Genomic DNA, 16,659 nt, shown 5'->3' on the forward strand with positions numbered 1-16,659 from the left:
ATGGAACAATTTATTACAGACGAAATTCAAGACGAAGCTATCAAGGACTTGGGTGAATTAGTTGGTATTGCCTCATTTAACAGTGAAGCAGAACCTAATGCACCATTTGGTAAGGGACCTAAAGCAGCACTTGATAAGACAATGGAATTAATGGACAAATTGGGCTTTAAGACTCACGAAGATCCAGATGGCTATTATGGCTATGCTGATATTGGTGAAGGTGATCAAACATTTGGTATCGTTGGTCACTTGGATGAAGTTCCAGCTGGAAATTTGGAAGCTTGGGATGTAGAACCATACAAACTAACTATCAAAGATGGTAAGTTGTATGGACGTGGTACTCAAGATGATAAAGGACCTACTATTTCAGCAATTTATGCTATCAAATCCATTTTGGATAAAGGTTATAAATTTAACAAAAAGATTCGTGTAATCTTTGGTACTGACGAAGAAATTCTTTGGAGATGTTTGGCTGAATATAACAAGAAGGAAGACCCAATCGACATGGGTATTGCTCCTGATGCTGAATTCCCATTGATTTATGCTGAAAAAGGTTTACAACAATCATATTTAACTGGCCCTGGCTCAACTGAATTGAATCTTGATCTTGAGAATGCGTTCAACGCTGTTCCTGGTAAAGCTATTTATGATGGTCCAAAGCAGGCTGAAGTATTTGCTGCCTTACAAGCTCACAATTTCGATGCTGATCAAAAAGATGGCGAAATTGAAGTTCACGGTAAGTCAGTTCACGCTATGAACGCTCCAGAAGGTACTAATGCTGTTGTCAGATTAGCTATTGCTTTGGCTGACGTATTCCCAGACATTGCCGTTTTGAAATTCTTGAAGGCTTTTGGCGAAGATGCTAATGCTACTAACTTGTTGGGCGATGTTTCTGATGATGTATCTGGTAAGTTGACTTTCAATATTTCAAGTTTGAAGATCACACCAGAAGAGTCAAGAATGCAAATTGATATGCGTATTCCTGTAAAGATTGACCACGATGAATTAATACAACAAGTTTCCGATGCAGTTGCTAAGTTTGATATGAAGTATGAAAACTTTGATTACGTAGCACCATTATACGTTCCAACTGACAGTGAACTTGTTAAAACTTTGATGCAGACATATCAAGATTTAACAGGCGATACTAAATCACAACCAGCAATTTCAGGCGGTGCTACATTTGCTAGAACAATGCACAACTGTGTTGCTTTTGGTGGGATGTTACCAACAACTCCTGATTTCATGCACCAAGCTAATGAAAACTGGAGCAAGGCTGATATGAGAAAAGCTATGGAAATTTTTGCTGAAGCTATCTATCGTCTTTGCGTATAAGATTTCAATAATTAATGAAAATAGGGCTGAGGTCCTATTTTTTTTGTTCTTTTTTAAACTTGGCCGTCTCCAGCGCTGAGAACATTTACCTGCTATGCGGACCGGCCCGAGCCAAGAGGCGGTCTCGAGCCTCGGTTTGAAGCCTTACCAAAGACCGGTAAGTCTCCAAACACGCCCGGTGGTGTAACGGCTGAAGCCGTAACGCCACACCCACAGCGGGTAAATATTCTCAGCGCTTCCGACTATTTTTACTTTGAAATAATCTTATCTATTATTGATTGATTATTGATATTAAATTTAGCTTTACATAAAAAGAAACTTATTTCCTTATTCTCAAGACTAAAAGTTTGTTTTATATTTCAAAATTCGGTAGCGTAACAGTGAAGGAATTAATACGAACATATTTGTCTTTGGTAAATTTAATTGTTACTTTTGACAGATATAAAAGATGTTCAGAGTTTATTAGTTTACTTAGGACATTTCATTTGATTCAATAATAAGATATTTGTTTTACTTGGAATAAGCATAATTATTATTTGATTCGAAAAATAAATTATTAATATTAATTTAGAGATAAATTAGTCGGAAGAGCTGAGAGTATTCACTAGCTCTGGAGATGGCAGTTTTTAAATACATTTGAGGTGTAGAAACATGTTTGACTTTAATACGCAACCACGCAAATTTAGTTTTCAAGGCGAAATAACGGTGCCGGGTGATAAAAGTATTGCTCATCGGGCTATTATTTTTGGTGCGTTAGCTAATGGGGTAACTCAAATTAGTAATTTTATGTATGCTGATGATTTAGCGGTAACCGTTCGAGTTTTTCGTGAATTGGGCGCTAAAATTCATACCGAAATTAGCAATAAAGATATGATTATTAAGGGAATTAATCATCAATTAAAGCCTTTGGATCATCCGATTCAGATTGACAATGTCGGGACGTTGCGAAGTCTGTTGTATGGTGTTTTAGCCAGCAGTCCCAACCAATATGAAGTAATTGGTGGAGATTATCTTCAAAAACGGCCTACAAGCCATTTAGTAAACCTTTTACAGGAGATGGGGGCCAGTTACCAAGCAACGACTAAAAACGCTTTACCGATGAAAATAACTGGTAGTAATGACTTACAAGGAATTACTTATCATCAAGATATTTCTAATGCTCAAATTAAGAGCAGCTTGGTTTTAGCTGGTATTTATGCCAACAGTGATACGCGAATTATCCGTAAATTACCAACTAGAAATCATACCGAGGTATTAGCAAATTATTTTGGGGCTGACGTTGATGTTAAACCGGATATTATCGTAGTCCATCCAAATCATGGCCAGCTGGAAGGTCAAAGCTTAACGGTACCCGGAGACTTTTCTTCAGCCGCAATGTATATTGTTGGTGCGCTGTTGTCAGAAGGCAGCGAGATTACCTTGCCACGGGTTGGCTTGAATACAACTAGGATTGGACTATTAAATGTTGCGAAACAAATGGGAGCGCATATTTTTCTCAATCAACATTCAATCAACAGTGTTGAGCCGTTCGGTGATTTGATAATTAAATCTCAGAAGTTACATGGCACGACGATTTCTGCCCAACAAGTACCCTTTATCATTGATGAAATACCTTTGATAGCTTTGATGGCTTCGCAGGCAAAAGGTCAGACAGTGATTGACGGCATCCACGATGTTTATTTACAGATCAGTGATCGCTTGATCAACATGCGGACAGAATTGGCTAAATTGGGTATCATTATGCAGGTTCATGAAGACCAGATTGTGATTGACGGAGACCAAGAAATCAAGGTTAAAGATGATGTTGACAGTCATAATGATCATCGTATAGCTATGATGCTCTGCATCGCCTCAATTTTGACAGATACACCTTTTAAAATTAAAAATATTGAAGCAATTGACGTCTCTTATCCGGGATTCATTGCCGACTTAAATAAAGTCCTTGTCGCTAAGTAATTGTGAAAGGGACTTCTTTTTTTTCAATCAGTGTCGTATGATTATTATAAATTGCAACAATGTAAGGGGTTACGTTATTAATGATTGAATTTATTGGAACTGACTTAGATGGAACGTTACTGAATAGTTACAGTAAGATCTCGTCCGCAAATGTCCAAGCTATTCGTAATGTGGTCAATTCGGGGCGTGAATTCGCAATCTGTTCAGGGAGAACGTTACATTCTGTCAATAAATATTTTGAGAATGATCTAAAAGTACCAGGTTATCGAGTAGTTTTAAACGGCGCAGTCGTGGTTGATCCTGAGGGAAAAAGAATTATTGATCAACCATTGGACCATAAAGTTATTGCGGAAATTTTAAAGCGTGCTGAATTCAGCAAGTTCAAAGTAGTTTTGGACGGTTTGAATGACGTGTATATCTATGACCCAAATCATAGTTGGACGACTTACTTTGAGGGAATGAGTCGTCATCACATCAAAGCACACTCAATGGAAGACCTGAAGAAATTAAATGATCGTCCAGACTTAGATATTTACAAAGTCTGCTTCAGCTGTTCACCAGCTAAACTGCCTGAATTACAAAAGAAATTAGAATCATTTACGGCTTTGCCAATCACAATTAGTCGTTCAGGTAGCTATTATTTTGAAATCAATGGGCAAGATGTAACAAAGTTGTCAGCTTTGCAACATGTTTCAGAATATTCCAAGATCCCTATGACGCATTTTATGTGCTTCGGTGATTATGGAAATGATTTAGACATGATCAAAGAGGTCGGTTACGGCGTAGCGATGGACAATGCTATCGAGCGAGTTAAAGACGTGGCTTGGAATACGACTAGCAACAATAACCAAGACGGCGTGGCAAAAATGTTAGAGAGAGTCTTGAATAAAGAATTTGATTAAAGCCAGTATCAATTCATTCGTGAGTTGGTACTATTTTTTTGCCTTTGTGGGTTTTGAATTAATGTAGAGTTGAATTTGATTTGGTAACTTTATTGTTTTTTATCGTCAATATTTGAATTAATACAGTTATTCTAGGGCTTTAATAATGACTAGTCAGAAGGGTAGAGAAGTATTCACCAGGAGTGGAAGTGGCGTTATGGCGTCAGCCATTACACCACCGGGTTGCCGAACTTGCAAGGCTTCAACCGAGGTACGAGACCGTACCGCAAAGCAGGCAAAATACTTCTCTGCTCTTACGACGGCAGATATAAATATAAAAATCATGTTTTATAAATAATACACAAGACAAAACCTACTATTATCAATAAACAATCAAATTAAGACAATTTTGAAACTAATATTTGTTTTTTGGTAAAAACATCTTGATAAAATTTCATAGACGTTATACAATCTAATTGTTCTATGAAAGCGTTTTTAGTAAACGTTTTAGCAAAAAAACAAATAAATAAATTATGAATCAAGAGGGGTATTTGATTATGGCTGAAAAGACAATTATGTTAGTATGTGCTGCTGGTATGTCAACAAGTTTACTAGTATCAAAAATGCAAAAAGCTGCTGAAAGTGATGGCATTGATGTAGAAATCTTCGCTACTGCTGCTGCTGATGCAGATGCAAAGTTGGATGAAAAGCATCCTGATGTATTGATGCTTGGACCTCAAGTAAGATATCTTGAAGGTCAATTCAAGGAGAAGTTAAGTATTCCTGTTGAAGTAATCAACATGCAAGACTACGGAATGATGAACGGTGAAAAGGTTCTACAAGAAGCTGTAAAATTAATCGGTTAATCATTAATAAAAAAACAAACAAAGGGGCGTAAATTTGCACCCCTTTTGTTATTTAAAGCGACAGTAAGCGCTTAAAATATTGAGGGAGATTTATAAAAATGGCTGAAGAACAACATGATGAACAATTGCAAACAGTAATGGGATTAATTATTAATGGTGGTAACGCCAAGAGTTCTGCTTTTGAAGCAATCAACGCTGCTAAGAAGGGTCACTTTACAATTGCTGACCAAAAGTTAAAGGAATCTGACAAATTCTTAGTTGATGCTCACAACTCACAAACAGATATGCTTACAAAAGAAGCTAACGGTGACCATGCTAAAGTTACTCTATTGATGGTTCACTCACAAGATCACATTATGAATGCTATTACATTTAGAGACCTTGCTGGAGAAATTGTTGATTTGTACAAGAGACTTGATAAAGAAGGGAAATAATCTCAATGAGTGAAGGAATTCAAATGCCCGAAGGTTTCCTTTGGGGTGGCGCTGTTGCTGCTCACCAATTAGAAGGTGGTTGGAATGAAGGCGGCAAAGGTGTAAGTATTGCTGATGTCATGACTGCTGGTTCTAAGGGAGTAGCTCGTAAAGTAACTGATGGTGTCAAGGATGGAGAAATTTATCCTAATCATTGGGGTAACGACTTCTATCACAAATATCCCGAAGACATCAAAATGTTCGCTGAATTAGGTTTGAAATGTTTCAGAACATCAATTGCTTGGACAAGAATTTTTCCAAACGGCGATGAGACTGAACCTAATGAAGCAGGTTTGAAATTTTATGATGACTTGTTTGACGAATGTCTCAAGTATGGAATTCAACCAGTAATTACTTTGTCACATTTCGAAATGCCATATCACTTGGTTAAGGAATATGGCGGCTGGAGTAACCGTAAGCTAATCGGTTTCTTTGATCGTTTTGCTGAAGTTTGTTTCAGACGTTACAAGGACAAAGTTAAGTATTGGATGACTTTCAACGAAATCAACAACCAAACTGACTGGAGTGATCCACATCCATTGTTGCAAGACTCTGGTTTGGAATTGGGCAAAGATGACAACTGGGAAAAAGAAATGTTCCAAGCTGCTCATTATGAATTTGTTGCTAGTGCTCATGCTGTTCAAATTGCACACAAGATCGACCCAAGTTTACAAGTCGGTTCAATGATTGCAATGTGCCCAGTTTACCCATTAACATCAAAGCCTGCTGATATTATGAAAGCTGAACGTGCTATGCAATATCGTTATTACTTTGGCGATGTTCAAGCACTTGGCTATTATCCAGAATGGATCGAAAAATATTGGACTCGTAAAGGCTATGATATTGATGTCACTGCTAGTGATTTAGCAACTATCAAAGCCGGAACAGTTGATTATGTTGGCTTCAGCTATTACATGTCATTTACAACGCAAGCTAAGGAAAACGATACTCACTTCGATTACAACGAAAGTGAAGATTTAGTTTCAAATCCTTACGTTGAGAAATCTGACTGGGGTTGGCAAATTGATCCTGTTGGACTTCGTTATGCCATGAATTGGATGACAACACGTTGGCACAAGCCACTATTCATCGTTGAAAATGGTTTTGGCGCTTACGATAAATTAGAAGACGATGGCAGTATCCATGATCCATATCGTATTTCTTACTTCCACGACCATATTTTACAAATGGAAAAGGCAGTTAAAGAGGACGGTGTGCAATTGATTGGTTATACACCTTGGGGTCACATTGATTTGATCTCAGCAAGTACTGGTGAAATGAAGAAACGTTACGGCATGATCTACGTTGATCAAGATGATGAAGGTAACGGTAGTTTGAAACGTTACAAGAAAGATTCATTTGCTTGGTATAAGAAAGTTATCGCCTCAAATGGTAAAGATCTAGATGAATAGACATATAAAATGGAGAGAGGTTTTTATATGACTGAAACGACAAAAAGTGGTTTAAGAAAAGATTTCCTATGGGGAGGAGCTGTTGCAGCCAACCAACTCGAGGGTGCTTGGAATGTTGACGGCAAAGGTGTCAGTGTGTCAGATATTATGACTGCTGGTGCTTACCAAAAGCCACGTGAAATTACTGATGGAATTATTGCTGGAAAGAATTACCCTAACCATGAGGCAATTGATTTCTATCACCAATATAAAGGCGATATTAAATTATTTGCTGAAATGGGATTCAAATGTTTTAGAACATCAATCGCTTGGACAAGAATCTTTCCAAATGGCGATGAAGACGAACCTAATGAAGCAGGTTTGAAATTTTATGATGACTTATTTGATGAATGCTTGAAGTATGGCATCGAACCAGTTATCACATTGTCACATTTTGAAATGCCATATCACTTGGTTGAAGAATACGGTGGCTGGAGAAGTCGTAAAGTTATCGATTTCTTTGTTAAATTTGCAACAGTTTGTTTCAAACGTTACAAGAACAAAGTTAAGTATTGGATGACTTTTAACGAAATTAATAACCAAACAACATTTACTAATGACTTTTCAATCGCAACTGACTCTGGTTTGATCTTTAGAGATAACGAATCAGAAGACGAACGTGAAGCCTTGATGTATCAAGCATCACACTATGAAGTTGTTGCTAGTGCCTTGGCAGTTAAGATTGGTCACAAGATCAACCCTGACTTTGAAATTGGTAATATGGTTAACTTCACACCCGTTTACCCAGCTTCATCAGATCCACGTGACATTTTGTTAGCCGAAAAAGCTATGCAAAGACGTTACTGGTGGGCTGATGTTCAAGCCTTGGGTGAATATCCTGTAGGTATGGAAGCTTACTTTAAGAATCATGACTTGAGACCAGATATTACAGCCGAAGACCGCGTTGTTTTACGTGAGGGAACAGTTGATTATGTTGGTTTCAGTTACTACAACTCAATGACTGTTAAATATAGTGACGACAATCCTGAATTCAAGTTTGTCGGTGACCGTGAAACAGTTAAGAACCCTAACCTTAAATATAATGACTGGGGCTGGCCAGTTGATCCTATCGGATTGCGTTATTCAATGAACTGGTTGACAGAACACTATCACAAGCCAGTTATGATTGTTGAAAATGGTTTTGGTGCTTACGATAAAGTCGAAGCTGACGGTAGCATTCATGATGATTATCGTGTTGACTATCTCAGAGCTCATATTCAACAAATGATAACAGCGGTTAACGAGGATGGAGTGGATCTCTTAGGTTACACACCTTGGGGCTGCATTGATTTAGTTTCTGCTGGAACAGGTCAAATGTCCAAACGTTACGGTTTCATTTATGTTGATAAAGATGATGAAGGTAACGGAACACTTGAACGTTCAAAGAAAGATTCATTCTACTGGTATCAAAAAGTAATCCGTACAAACGGATCACAATTAGACTGAATCAATTAAAAAGAAGCTGAGACAAAGTCATATCATTTTGTCTCAGCTTCTTTTTTATAGGTTTTGGGCCGCCAGGCCGCCAACTTGTGACAGTGATTTTACCTGCTGTGTGACCGGTGCGAGCCAAGGTCTCGCGCCTCGATTTTGAGCTTCGCAAAACCCGCGAATCTCAAAATACGTCAGTGGGGTAAGAGCAGAAAATCGCTGCTCTAACGCCACTTGTACTGCTGGTAAATCACTGTCACAAGTTGGCTAACGTATTAAAGGATGTTTTTTGTATCCGTTATTAGATGATTTAACGAAGTACCTGTTTTGAAACAAATTAAAGGTTTAACCGATAATTTTCGTTAAAAAATTCAATAATGCGCACGTTTAAAGTATCAGTTAACCTGAAAAAAACAAACTTTAGCCGGAAGTTGTCAGTAAGATAGTCCAGCAGTGGAGGTGGCGTTATGGCTTTAGCCATTACACCACGGGGCGACTTTGGATACTTGCTGCACTTGCAAGGATTCAAAGCGAGGTTCGAGACCGCATTTTGGCTCGGACCGGTCCCCACAGCAGGACTATCTTACTGACAACTGGAGGCGGCACCTAGATTATGTAATTTGTTACATATATAATATAATTATGTTCACTAAAAATGATATAGACCAATCATAAGGGAGGTTAAAATATGTTTCCATATCAGAAAGTTCATGAACTTAATCGTCTGGAATTAATCGTTTATAAATATATTATTGGCCATACGAAGGAAGTTCAAAATATGACTATTCGTGAGATGGCTGATGCAGCGCATGTCTCGACTACTACTATCTTGAGATTCCTTAAGAAAATGGATTATAGCGGCTTCTCAGAGTTTAAATTTGCGCTCAAACAAAGTCTTAAGCAACCTGCTAAAGCACAACAGGATCCAAGTATGGAGCCTATCAAGAACTTCTTTCAACTTGTTGCTGACGAGGAACCATTTGATAACAAAATCAATCAAGCTGCCGATATGATCAATGCTTCGGACCTTGTTTTGTTTTTTGGAGTAGGTAACAGCGGGCGAATCGCTCAATTTGGGGCTAGTATCCTATCTAGTTATGGGATTTACTCTTTGCCAATTATTGATCCATTCCAGCCGGAACCCTTCTCAGACCGGGATTTCTCGAAGACACTGTTGATCTTAGTTTCGATTTCTGGTGAGACGGATCAAGTTTTGGAACAAGCTCGTTATTATAAGAAGAATGGGGCAGAAACAATTGCTTTAACGGCTAATTCATACTCAGTTCTTAATCAAATAACAGACTTCTCAATCTCATATGACACGCCACAGAATCGTAAAGGACACATCAACGTAACAACGCAAGTGCCTATCGTATATACGCTGGAGCAGATGTCTAACTGTGCTTACCACAAGATGGTAGACCAAATGGATAATCGATTTACGGAACATGTTACGGATTAGTAACATGTTTTTTATATGATAACTTATTATTTTACTTATAAATGCATATACTTTTTAATGAAAAGGGTTACAATGGTTCTTGTAAGCAGATTCGTGTTTCTGCTATGAAACATATTTTATTTATTTGAGGGGGTTTTACACATGGCTGAAAAGAAATCTGGCAGCTTTGTCCAAGACAAGTTAATTCCACTTGCCGGCAAGCTTGCTTCTTCTCGTCATTTGATTGCTTTGCGTGATGGTATGACATTAGCTGTTCCAATGATCATCATTGGTTCATTGTTCATGATTATCGCACAATTTCCAATTCAAGCCTATCTAGACTTCATGGCTAGTATCTTTGGTAAGAACTGGGCAACCGTATTACAATATCCAACTAACGCTTCATTCCATATCATGGGATTGATTGCTGTTATCGGTATTTCTTATAACTTGGCTAAGAGTTATAAAGTTGATCCAATCTCTGCTTCAATCGTTTCATTGGGTGCTTTCGTACTTACAATTCCTTTGAAGACAGATAAAGCTGGAGCTCTATGGGTTCCACTTACACAATTGGATTCAGCAGGTTTATTTACAGCTATTATTGTTGGTCTATTTATCACCGACTTCTATGTTTGGATGGTTCACAAGAACTGGACAATCAAGATGCCTGATACAGTTCCACCCGCAGTAAGTAACTCATTTGCTGCTTTGTTCCCAGGCTTCATTATCTTAGCTCTTGTTTGGGTAATTCGTATCGGTGTTGAAGCAACACCAATGCAAAGTATTCCAAATATCATTTCCTTCTTCTTGGCAACACCACTAGGTCACTTGAGTAACACATTGCCAGGTGCTTTAGTTGCTGAGTTCCTTGTTTCATTCCTATGGTTATTCGGTATTCACGGTGCCAACGTTGTTTCTGGTGTTATGATGCCTATCTGGTTAACAGCTTTGAACCAAAACCACGCAGCCTTTACTGCTGGTAAAGCTCTACCAAATATCGTTACAACATCATTCTTCGATAACTTCGTCCACATGGGTGGATCTGGTGCCACAATCGGTTTGGCTATGCTACTAGCATTCGCTGCTAAGAGTAAAGAATTAAAGACATTAGGTAAACTTGTTGCTGGACCTGCTTTGTTCAACATTAACGAACCTATCGTCTTCGGTCTTCCTATTGTTATGAACTACAAGATGGCTATTCCATTTATTTTGACACCACTTGTTAACGTAACTACAACATATGTTTCAATGGCAGCTAACTGGGTTGCTAGACCAATGGGTGTTTATATTCCATGGACAACTCCACCAATTCTATCAGGATTTATTTCAACTGGTCACATTTCTGGTGCTGTTCTACAAATTATCAACATCGTGCTTGATACTTTGATTTACTTCTACTTCTTCAAGTCAATGGATAAAGAAAAATTGGCTGAAGAATTAGATTCAGCTAAAATCAGTAAATAACATTTAACTTTTTGGAGGTCATGTTTTGAGAAGACTTGGATTATCATTATATCCAGAGCATTCAACTTTAGAGGATGATAAAAAATATCTTGATACTGCCAGTAAACTAGGCTATTCACGAATCTTTGCTTCATTGCTTGAATTAGGTGATGACAAAGACAAAACCATTAACCGTTTTAAAGAAACGATTGCTTATGGAAATAAGTTAGGCTTTGTCACAATCGTTGATATGAACCCTAGATTATTCAAAGCACTTGATATTAGTTATGATGATTTATCATTTTTCCATGATCTTGGCGCTGCCGGTATCAGATTGGACGAAGGTTTCTCTGGTATGGAAGAGGCTAAGATGACTCGTAATCCTTACGGGTTGAAGATTGAAATTAATATGAGTTCTGGTACACACTACTTGGATAATATTATTTCATATCATCCTGACACAAATAACCTCCTAGGTTGTCACAACTTTTATCCTCAAAGATATACTGGCTTAGGTGAAGACTTCTTCATTAAATGGTCAAACTTTTTCAAGGATCGTAATATTCACTCAGCTGCCTTCATTAGCTCACATAGTGCAACATTTGGTCCTTGGCCCGTTCAGGACGGTTTGCCAACGCTTGAAGATGATCGTGATTTACCAATTGCGACACAAGTTAAGCATTTGCTCTTGAGTGGAGTCGTTGATGATGTCATCATCGGAAACACTTATGCATCTGATGAAGAGCTACAGGAAGCTTCTAAAGCTTTCTACGCACCTTATCCAGTATTGAAGGTTGATTTCTCAAACAATGCGACTGATCTTGAAAAAGAAGTTATTTTGAATACTACCCACGTCTATCGTGGTGATGCATCTGACTACTTGTTACGTAGTACAATGACACGAGTTGTTTATAAAGATGGGAACTTTCCCGCCCATGATACTCAAGATATCAAACGCGGTGATATCATCATTGTTAATGAAAACTACGGTCAATACAAAGGTGAGACGCAAATCGCACTTCGAGATATCAAGAACGATGGTCGTCGTAATGTTATCGGACACTTGAATTCTGACGAGGCTTTCTTGTTGAATTACATCAAGCCTTGGAGTAGTTTCAAACTAGCATAATAAAAAATAAAGAAATACTATTCTCAATTGAATAGTATTTTTTTATAGGGGAGGAAAATATGAATAAATATTTACTCGATGAAGATAAATTTGACGAATTTTATAAATTATATTTGTATTCATTCAATCGTGAGGATTCAAAGCATCGTAAAGATGTTTTGAAGGAACGTTTCGATCACTCGATGGTTTATGGCTTAATGAATCACAAGAAACTTGGCAGTGGTCTCTTCAGTATTCCATTTGATGTTAATTTTCATGGCGTCGATTATAAGATGAATGGCATTGGTGACGTTATGAGTGCACCTGAATTTGGAGGCCGTGGTGGTGCTGGAACATTATTGAAAACAGCTTTGACCGATATGTATCACAATGAGATCACATTGTCCTATTTAGCACCGTTTTCTTACGGTTATTATCGTCAATTTGGGTGTGAACAGGTCTTTGACCATAGCGTTATAACGATGAATAATGATCGACTTCCACGTATCAAAAATGCCACAAGCGGTCATGTTGAACGTGATGATATTAAAGATTTGAATGATGATATTAAGATAATGTATTTGAGCAATAATCATCGCGGTGGAGTGGTCCGTCCAAAGTGGTGGTGGGATCACATGCTTGATAAACATGAAGATTATCAAGTTGCTACGGCGTATGATGATACTGATAAATTGATTGGTTATCTAATTTACTACAATGAAGGCTCAATTTTCAATATTCACGAGTGGTTTAATGAAAATCCCCTTAGCCGTCAATTATTAGGCAAGTTTGTTACGAAACATCAGTCGATTTTTCAGAAATTCGTCTATGAATCACCAGATCCAGATTTCAAGGCTGATTTATTAACTGATCCTAATTCAGCACAAGTTACGGTCACACCTTATATGATGGCTAGAATTGTTGACTTGAATGATTTTATGAAACGTTATCCAGTTCAAACGTTGGTTATGCCAAAGGTATATTTCAAGGTTAGTGATGATTTAGAGTGGAACAATCATATTTGGCAATTATCAATTGAAAATGGCGTTGTAAGCTTTGAAATTGCTGATGACGCGACTCCGGACATGGAGCTGACTATTCAGACGTTAACTAAGGCAATGTTTGGTTATCGTTCTTTAAATTCGCTATTTGAACTCGGTGTTGTAACTGGTGATAGTGAAAAGATTGATCTCTTGAATGATGTCTTTATAAAAGAAAAGCCGCAATTAATTGATTATTTCTAAATTTATTTGGGTGTTTTGGGTTGAATCCGAACACCTTTTTATTTATCAATTATTTTTTAAAAATTGATAGTCTACTTATATGGAAGAAAAACGTTATTGATTTTGATTTGAAACGTATTAAAAATTGTCTACTTTAAGTTTATTTATCACTTGAAAGAAAAGCCTGAATGCCTGTTATAAAGCTTTTTAGAGAACTAGTGATTATTTCTAGACTTGTTGTTGAAATCAGTTTCCCTTTAATGCAAGTAATTCAATGATTAATTCAAATTAATTTGATATATATGGAAAATAATATGTAATTGACAATATTGAGACAGTGTCTGACTTAAATTTGACTATTTCAATTTTTAGATAATTTAATTATATAATTTTTGATAAATATAATAGTAAGATTTCAATTGAAATAAATATATTAAAGTGTATTCTGAATGTGCAAATACTTTAATGAAAAGCATTAATCTGTGAAGGGAGACAGAATCGTATGACATGGAGTGTCTGGCATGTTTCACCTGTTATTACTAGTATCTTTTTCATTCTGGGTGTTTTCACGCTTTATCAAGTTGTCTTCGATTGGTTGAAAACCGTCGTACATGAGAAAAAGCTTTCAATTACTGATAACACATTGAGGTCTGCTTTTGGTGTTATCTACATGTTAATTTTCGTATTCGGCATGCAGTCAACAATAGTGGGAAAAAGTATTTCGTGGGAATTCATGAACTTTATTGTCATTGGTTTGATTTTCTGTGCATACTTTCTTAACATTAGAGTTCCAATTTATTATTTTGTACCAATCGTCTTAGTTTATATGGTCTTTAACAATTCTATTGGTTATTGGGAATCATGGGCGCACGCTTTGAGTATCATGATTACTTATTGGTCGTTCAATTATATTCGTAGGATGCCAGTTAGAAAGCGTCCGTTTGTTGGCTACATAATTACCGGTGTCGTTTGGGGAGCAATTATGTGGTTCTTCGTTGCAGTAAAATTCCATTTAACTACAAGAGTTTTCTTTCAAGAATGGAGTTATCTGATTATATTTGAAGTCCTACTGTATAGTTATGTTCGGATGTTGTTACGTGAAAGTGATGTCAAATGAAGACTTGTTGCTTTTGCTAACCATGATGCGTTAACTAAAACTGAAAATTACGCAGCTTATGTGGCTGAAATGAAAGTTCTTTTTCCAATGAGTATTCGTAATAAGTTAAATTTATCGATGATGATGTTTGATATTGATCATTTTAAGCAAGTTAATGATACCTATGGTCACTTGGCTGGCGATTTGGTTTTACAAAGGGCTGTAACAGAGACTCAAAAGGTGATTAATAATAATGATCCAAATGTGAAATTGTATCGGACTGGTGGAGAGGAATTTAATATTGTCTTTCCAGGTTATGACTTGCCGTCAACTGAACCGATTGTTAGGCAAATTTTTACAGCATTGAATAGTTTGAATATTCAAGATGGTAAAAATCAAATTAAAATCACAATTTCTGTTGGGGTATCTAGTTTGGCCGTAACTGATAAGAGTCCTGATGATTTTTACAATCGAGTGGATGGCAACCTTTATCACTCTAAGAAAAATGGTCGTATGCAAATTACGGCACAATAAGGTTAGATGTGTCCGTGCAAAAAGGATAGTTGTTAAATATTGTCCTTTTTATGGATTTCAACTTTTGAGTTTGATGTATCAATGATTAGAGTGGCTCTAAAGGCTGTTAAGCCGTTCAAATCTTGCTATTCCACAAATATGTGAAACAGCGAGATTTTTTTGTGCTACTATGGCATAAGTTGTTATTTTATATAAATAAAATTATAAATAATTAAAAAAGTAGCCTAGCAGGAGGTTTCGGTTTTTTGACATGGTCAGTTTGGCGTTTGTCGCCATTTATCACGAGTGTTTTTTTTGTTCTAGGTGTTTTTACATTGTATCAAGTCTTTTTTGATTCTTTGAGGACTTGGTTCTATTCAAAAGATATACGATTTAATGAAGATCTCATAAATTCTTGGCTTGGTGTTATTTATATGGGAATTTTCATTATCAGTATGCAATTGAAGCTTGTTAATACGTCAATCTCTTGGCAATTTATGAATTTTCAACTCATCGCATTGATTTTCTGCGCGTATTTCTTAAATATTCACGTTCCGTTTTATTATTTGTATCCATTACTAGTAGCGTATATGCTTTTTAACGGGTCGATTGGATATTGGGAATCTTGGTGTCACAGTGTTACATTACTAAGTTTCTATGAAGTTCTGAGTCACATCAGACGTCAGCAGCATAATGATCATCCGTTTTATATATATATGGTATCAGGTATATTCTTTGTTGGACTGTTGTGGTTCTTTATGAAGATAAAGTTTGGCTTCAGTTGGCAAACATATTATGAAGAATGGCTTTATTTAGCTATTTTTGAAATGTTGCTATATAGCTATGTCGGAATGATTTTACGAGATAGCAATTTAAAAATGCGTTTGTTGGAATTCGCCAATCATGATTCTCTGACAAAAACTGAGAATTATGCAGCCTACGTTTCGGAAATTCGCAACCTCTTTGATGCTAGTTTTCAGAGTAATTTATCGCTTTCGATGATGATGTTTGATATCGATCACTTTAAGCAGGTTAATGATACTTATGGTCATTTGGCCGGTGATAAGGTGTTGAGGCATACAGCGGATGTTGTTCAAACGATTCTTGATGAAAATGATCCGAAAGTTAAATTGTATCGGACAGGTGGCGAGGAATTTAATGTCATTTTTCCAAGTTATGATTTATCGGCGACTGAACCGATAGTTCGACAGATTTTTATGGCATTGAATCATTTGAACATTGATTTAGATGATAAGGCTGGAAATTCAATTTCCATCACTGTCTCAGTTGGCGTTTCAACAATTTCTAAAGAGGACTTGAATCCGAATGACTTCTACTCACGTGTAGATGGAAATCTTTATCATTCGAAGAAAAATGGGCGTAAGCAAATTACGGCTAAATAAAATAAGAGCTGTAAATCCGGATTTTGGATTTACAGCTCT

13 protein-coding genes and 1 pseudogene are annotated in these 16,659 nt (G+C 36.9%); all 14 read left to right on the forward strand.

Going from position 1 to position 16,659, the window contains the following annotated elements:
- The 14 genes and pseudogenes from JP39_RS05010 (at position 1) to JP39_RS05070 (ending at position 16,620) form a co-directional block, all read left to right on the forward strand.
- Positions 1-1,335: a M20 family metallopeptidase gene (locus tag JP39_RS05010; protein WP_041499405.1), complete on the forward strand. Its 1,335-nt coding sequence runs from the start codon at positions 1-3 to the stop codon at positions 1,333-1,335.
- Positions 1,336-1,986: 651 nt separating this feature from the next.
- Positions 1,987-3,291: a 3-phosphoshikimate 1-carboxyvinyltransferase gene (gene aroA, locus JP39_RS05015; RefSeq protein WP_041499404.1), complete on the forward strand. Its 1,305-nt coding sequence runs from the start codon at positions 1,987-1,989 to the stop codon at positions 3,289-3,291.
- A gap of 80 nt (positions 3,292-3,371) precedes the next feature.
- Entirely contained in the window at positions 3,372-4,193 is an 822-nt protein-coding gene (locus JP39_RS12470) for a Cof-type HAD-IIB family hydrolase (protein WP_082330649.1), read from the forward strand.
- Between the two features lie 536 nt (positions 4,194-4,729).
- Positions 4,730-5,038: a PTS sugar transporter subunit IIB gene (locus JP39_RS05025; protein ID WP_041499403.1), complete on the forward strand. Its 309-nt coding sequence runs from the start codon at positions 4,730-4,732 to the stop codon at positions 5,036-5,038.
- Between the two features lie 98 nt (positions 5,039-5,136).
- Complete coding sequence (locus JP39_RS05030) at positions 5,137-5,472, forward strand: PTS lactose/cellobiose transporter subunit IIA (protein ID WP_041499402.1); 336 nt, start codon at positions 5,137-5,139, stop codon at positions 5,470-5,472.
- Between the two features lie 5 nt (positions 5,473-5,477).
- Complete coding sequence (locus JP39_RS05035) at positions 5,478-6,923, forward strand: 6-phospho-beta-glucosidase (protein WP_041499401.1); 1,446 nt, start codon at positions 5,478-5,480, stop codon at positions 6,921-6,923.
- Between the two features lie 27 nt (positions 6,924-6,950).
- Positions 6,951-8,408: a 6-phospho-beta-glucosidase gene (locus tag JP39_RS05040; protein WP_041499400.1), complete on the forward strand. Its 1,458-nt coding sequence runs from the start codon at positions 6,951-6,953 to the stop codon at positions 8,406-8,408.
- A gap of 673 nt (positions 8,409-9,081) precedes the next feature.
- A complete protein-coding gene (locus tag JP39_RS05045) occupies positions 9,082-9,855 on the forward strand; it encodes a MurR/RpiR family transcriptional regulator (RefSeq protein WP_041499399.1) in 774 nt (257 codons plus the stop codon).
- 141 nt (positions 9,856-9,996) lie between these two features.
- On the forward strand, positions 9,997-11,298 hold the full coding sequence (gene celB, locus JP39_RS05050) for a PTS cellobiose transporter subunit IIC (protein WP_041499398.1): 1,302 nt from the start codon (positions 9,997-9,999) through the stop codon (positions 11,296-11,298).
- A gap of 25 nt (positions 11,299-11,323) precedes the next feature.
- Positions 11,324-12,406 (forward strand): DUF871 domain-containing protein, encoded by a 1,083-nt coding sequence (locus JP39_RS05055; protein WP_041499397.1) that lies wholly within the window; start codon positions 11,324-11,326, stop codon positions 12,404-12,406.
- 59 nt (positions 12,407-12,465) lie between these two features.
- Positions 12,466-13,629, forward strand: a complete 1,164-nt coding sequence (locus JP39_RS05060; RefSeq protein ID WP_041499396.1) for a GNAT family N-acetyltransferase — start codon at positions 12,466-12,468, stop codon at positions 13,627-13,629.
- A gap of 481 nt (positions 13,630-14,110) precedes the next feature.
- Positions 14,111-14,725: a hypothetical protein gene (locus JP39_RS12795; RefSeq protein ID WP_281176201.1), complete on the forward strand. Its 615-nt coding sequence runs from the start codon at positions 14,111-14,113 to the stop codon at positions 14,723-14,725.
- A gap of 24 nt (positions 14,726-14,749) precedes the next feature.
- Positions 14,750-15,238 (forward strand): annotated as a pseudogene (locus tag JP39_RS12800) (GGDEF domain-containing protein); the annotation flags it as partial.
- A gap of 245 nt (positions 15,239-15,483) precedes the next feature.
- Positions 15,484-16,620, forward strand: coding sequence for a GGDEF domain-containing protein (locus JP39_RS05070; protein ID WP_041499395.1), 1,137 nt, complete (start codon positions 15,484-15,486; stop codon positions 16,618-16,620).
- Positions 16,621-16,659: the final 39 nt, after the last annotated feature.

Source organism: Companilactobacillus heilongjiangensis, assembly GCF_000831645.3.
Classification (GTDB): Bacteria; Bacillota; Bacilli; order Lactobacillales; family Lactobacillaceae; genus Companilactobacillus; species Companilactobacillus heilongjiangensis.

Excerpts from the sequence above, each read along its gene's own strand:
- JP39_RS05040 (WP_041499400.1), top strand. The coding sequence starts at position 6,951 with ATGACTGAAACGACAAAAAGTGGTTTAAGAAAAGATTTCCTATGGGGA.
- JP39_RS12470 (WP_082330649.1), top strand. The coding sequence starts at position 3,372 with ATGATTGAATTTATTGGAACTGACTTAGATGGAACGTTACTGAATAGT.
- JP39_RS12795 (WP_281176201.1), top strand. The coding sequence starts at position 14,111 with ATGACATGGAGTGTCTGGCATGTTTCACCTGTTATTACTAGTATCTTT.
- JP39_RS05035 (WP_041499401.1), top strand. The coding sequence starts at position 5,478 with ATGAGTGAAGGAATTCAAATGCCCGAAGGTTTCCTTTGGGGTGGCGCT.
- JP39_RS05045 (WP_041499399.1), top strand. The coding sequence starts at position 9,082 with ATGTTTCCATATCAGAAAGTTCATGAACTTAATCGTCTGGAATTAATC.
- JP39_RS05060 (WP_041499396.1), top strand. The coding sequence starts at position 12,466 with ATGAATAAATATTTACTCGATGAAGATAAATTTGACGAATTTTATAAA.
- aroA (WP_041499404.1), top strand. The coding sequence starts at position 1,987 with ATGTTTGACTTTAATACGCAACCACGCAAATTTAGTTTTCAAGGCGAA.
- celB (WP_041499398.1), top strand. The coding sequence starts at position 9,997 with ATGGCTGAAAAGAAATCTGGCAGCTTTGTCCAAGACAAGTTAATTCCA.
- JP39_RS05030 (WP_041499402.1), top strand. The coding sequence starts at position 5,137 with ATGGCTGAAGAACAACATGATGAACAATTGCAAACAGTAATGGGATTA.
- JP39_RS05010 (WP_041499405.1), top strand. The coding sequence starts at position 1 with ATGGAACAATTTATTACAGACGAAATTCAAGACGAAGCTATCAAGGAC.
- JP39_RS05025 (WP_041499403.1), top strand. The coding sequence starts at position 4,730 with ATGGCTGAAAAGACAATTATGTTAGTATGTGCTGCTGGTATGTCAACA.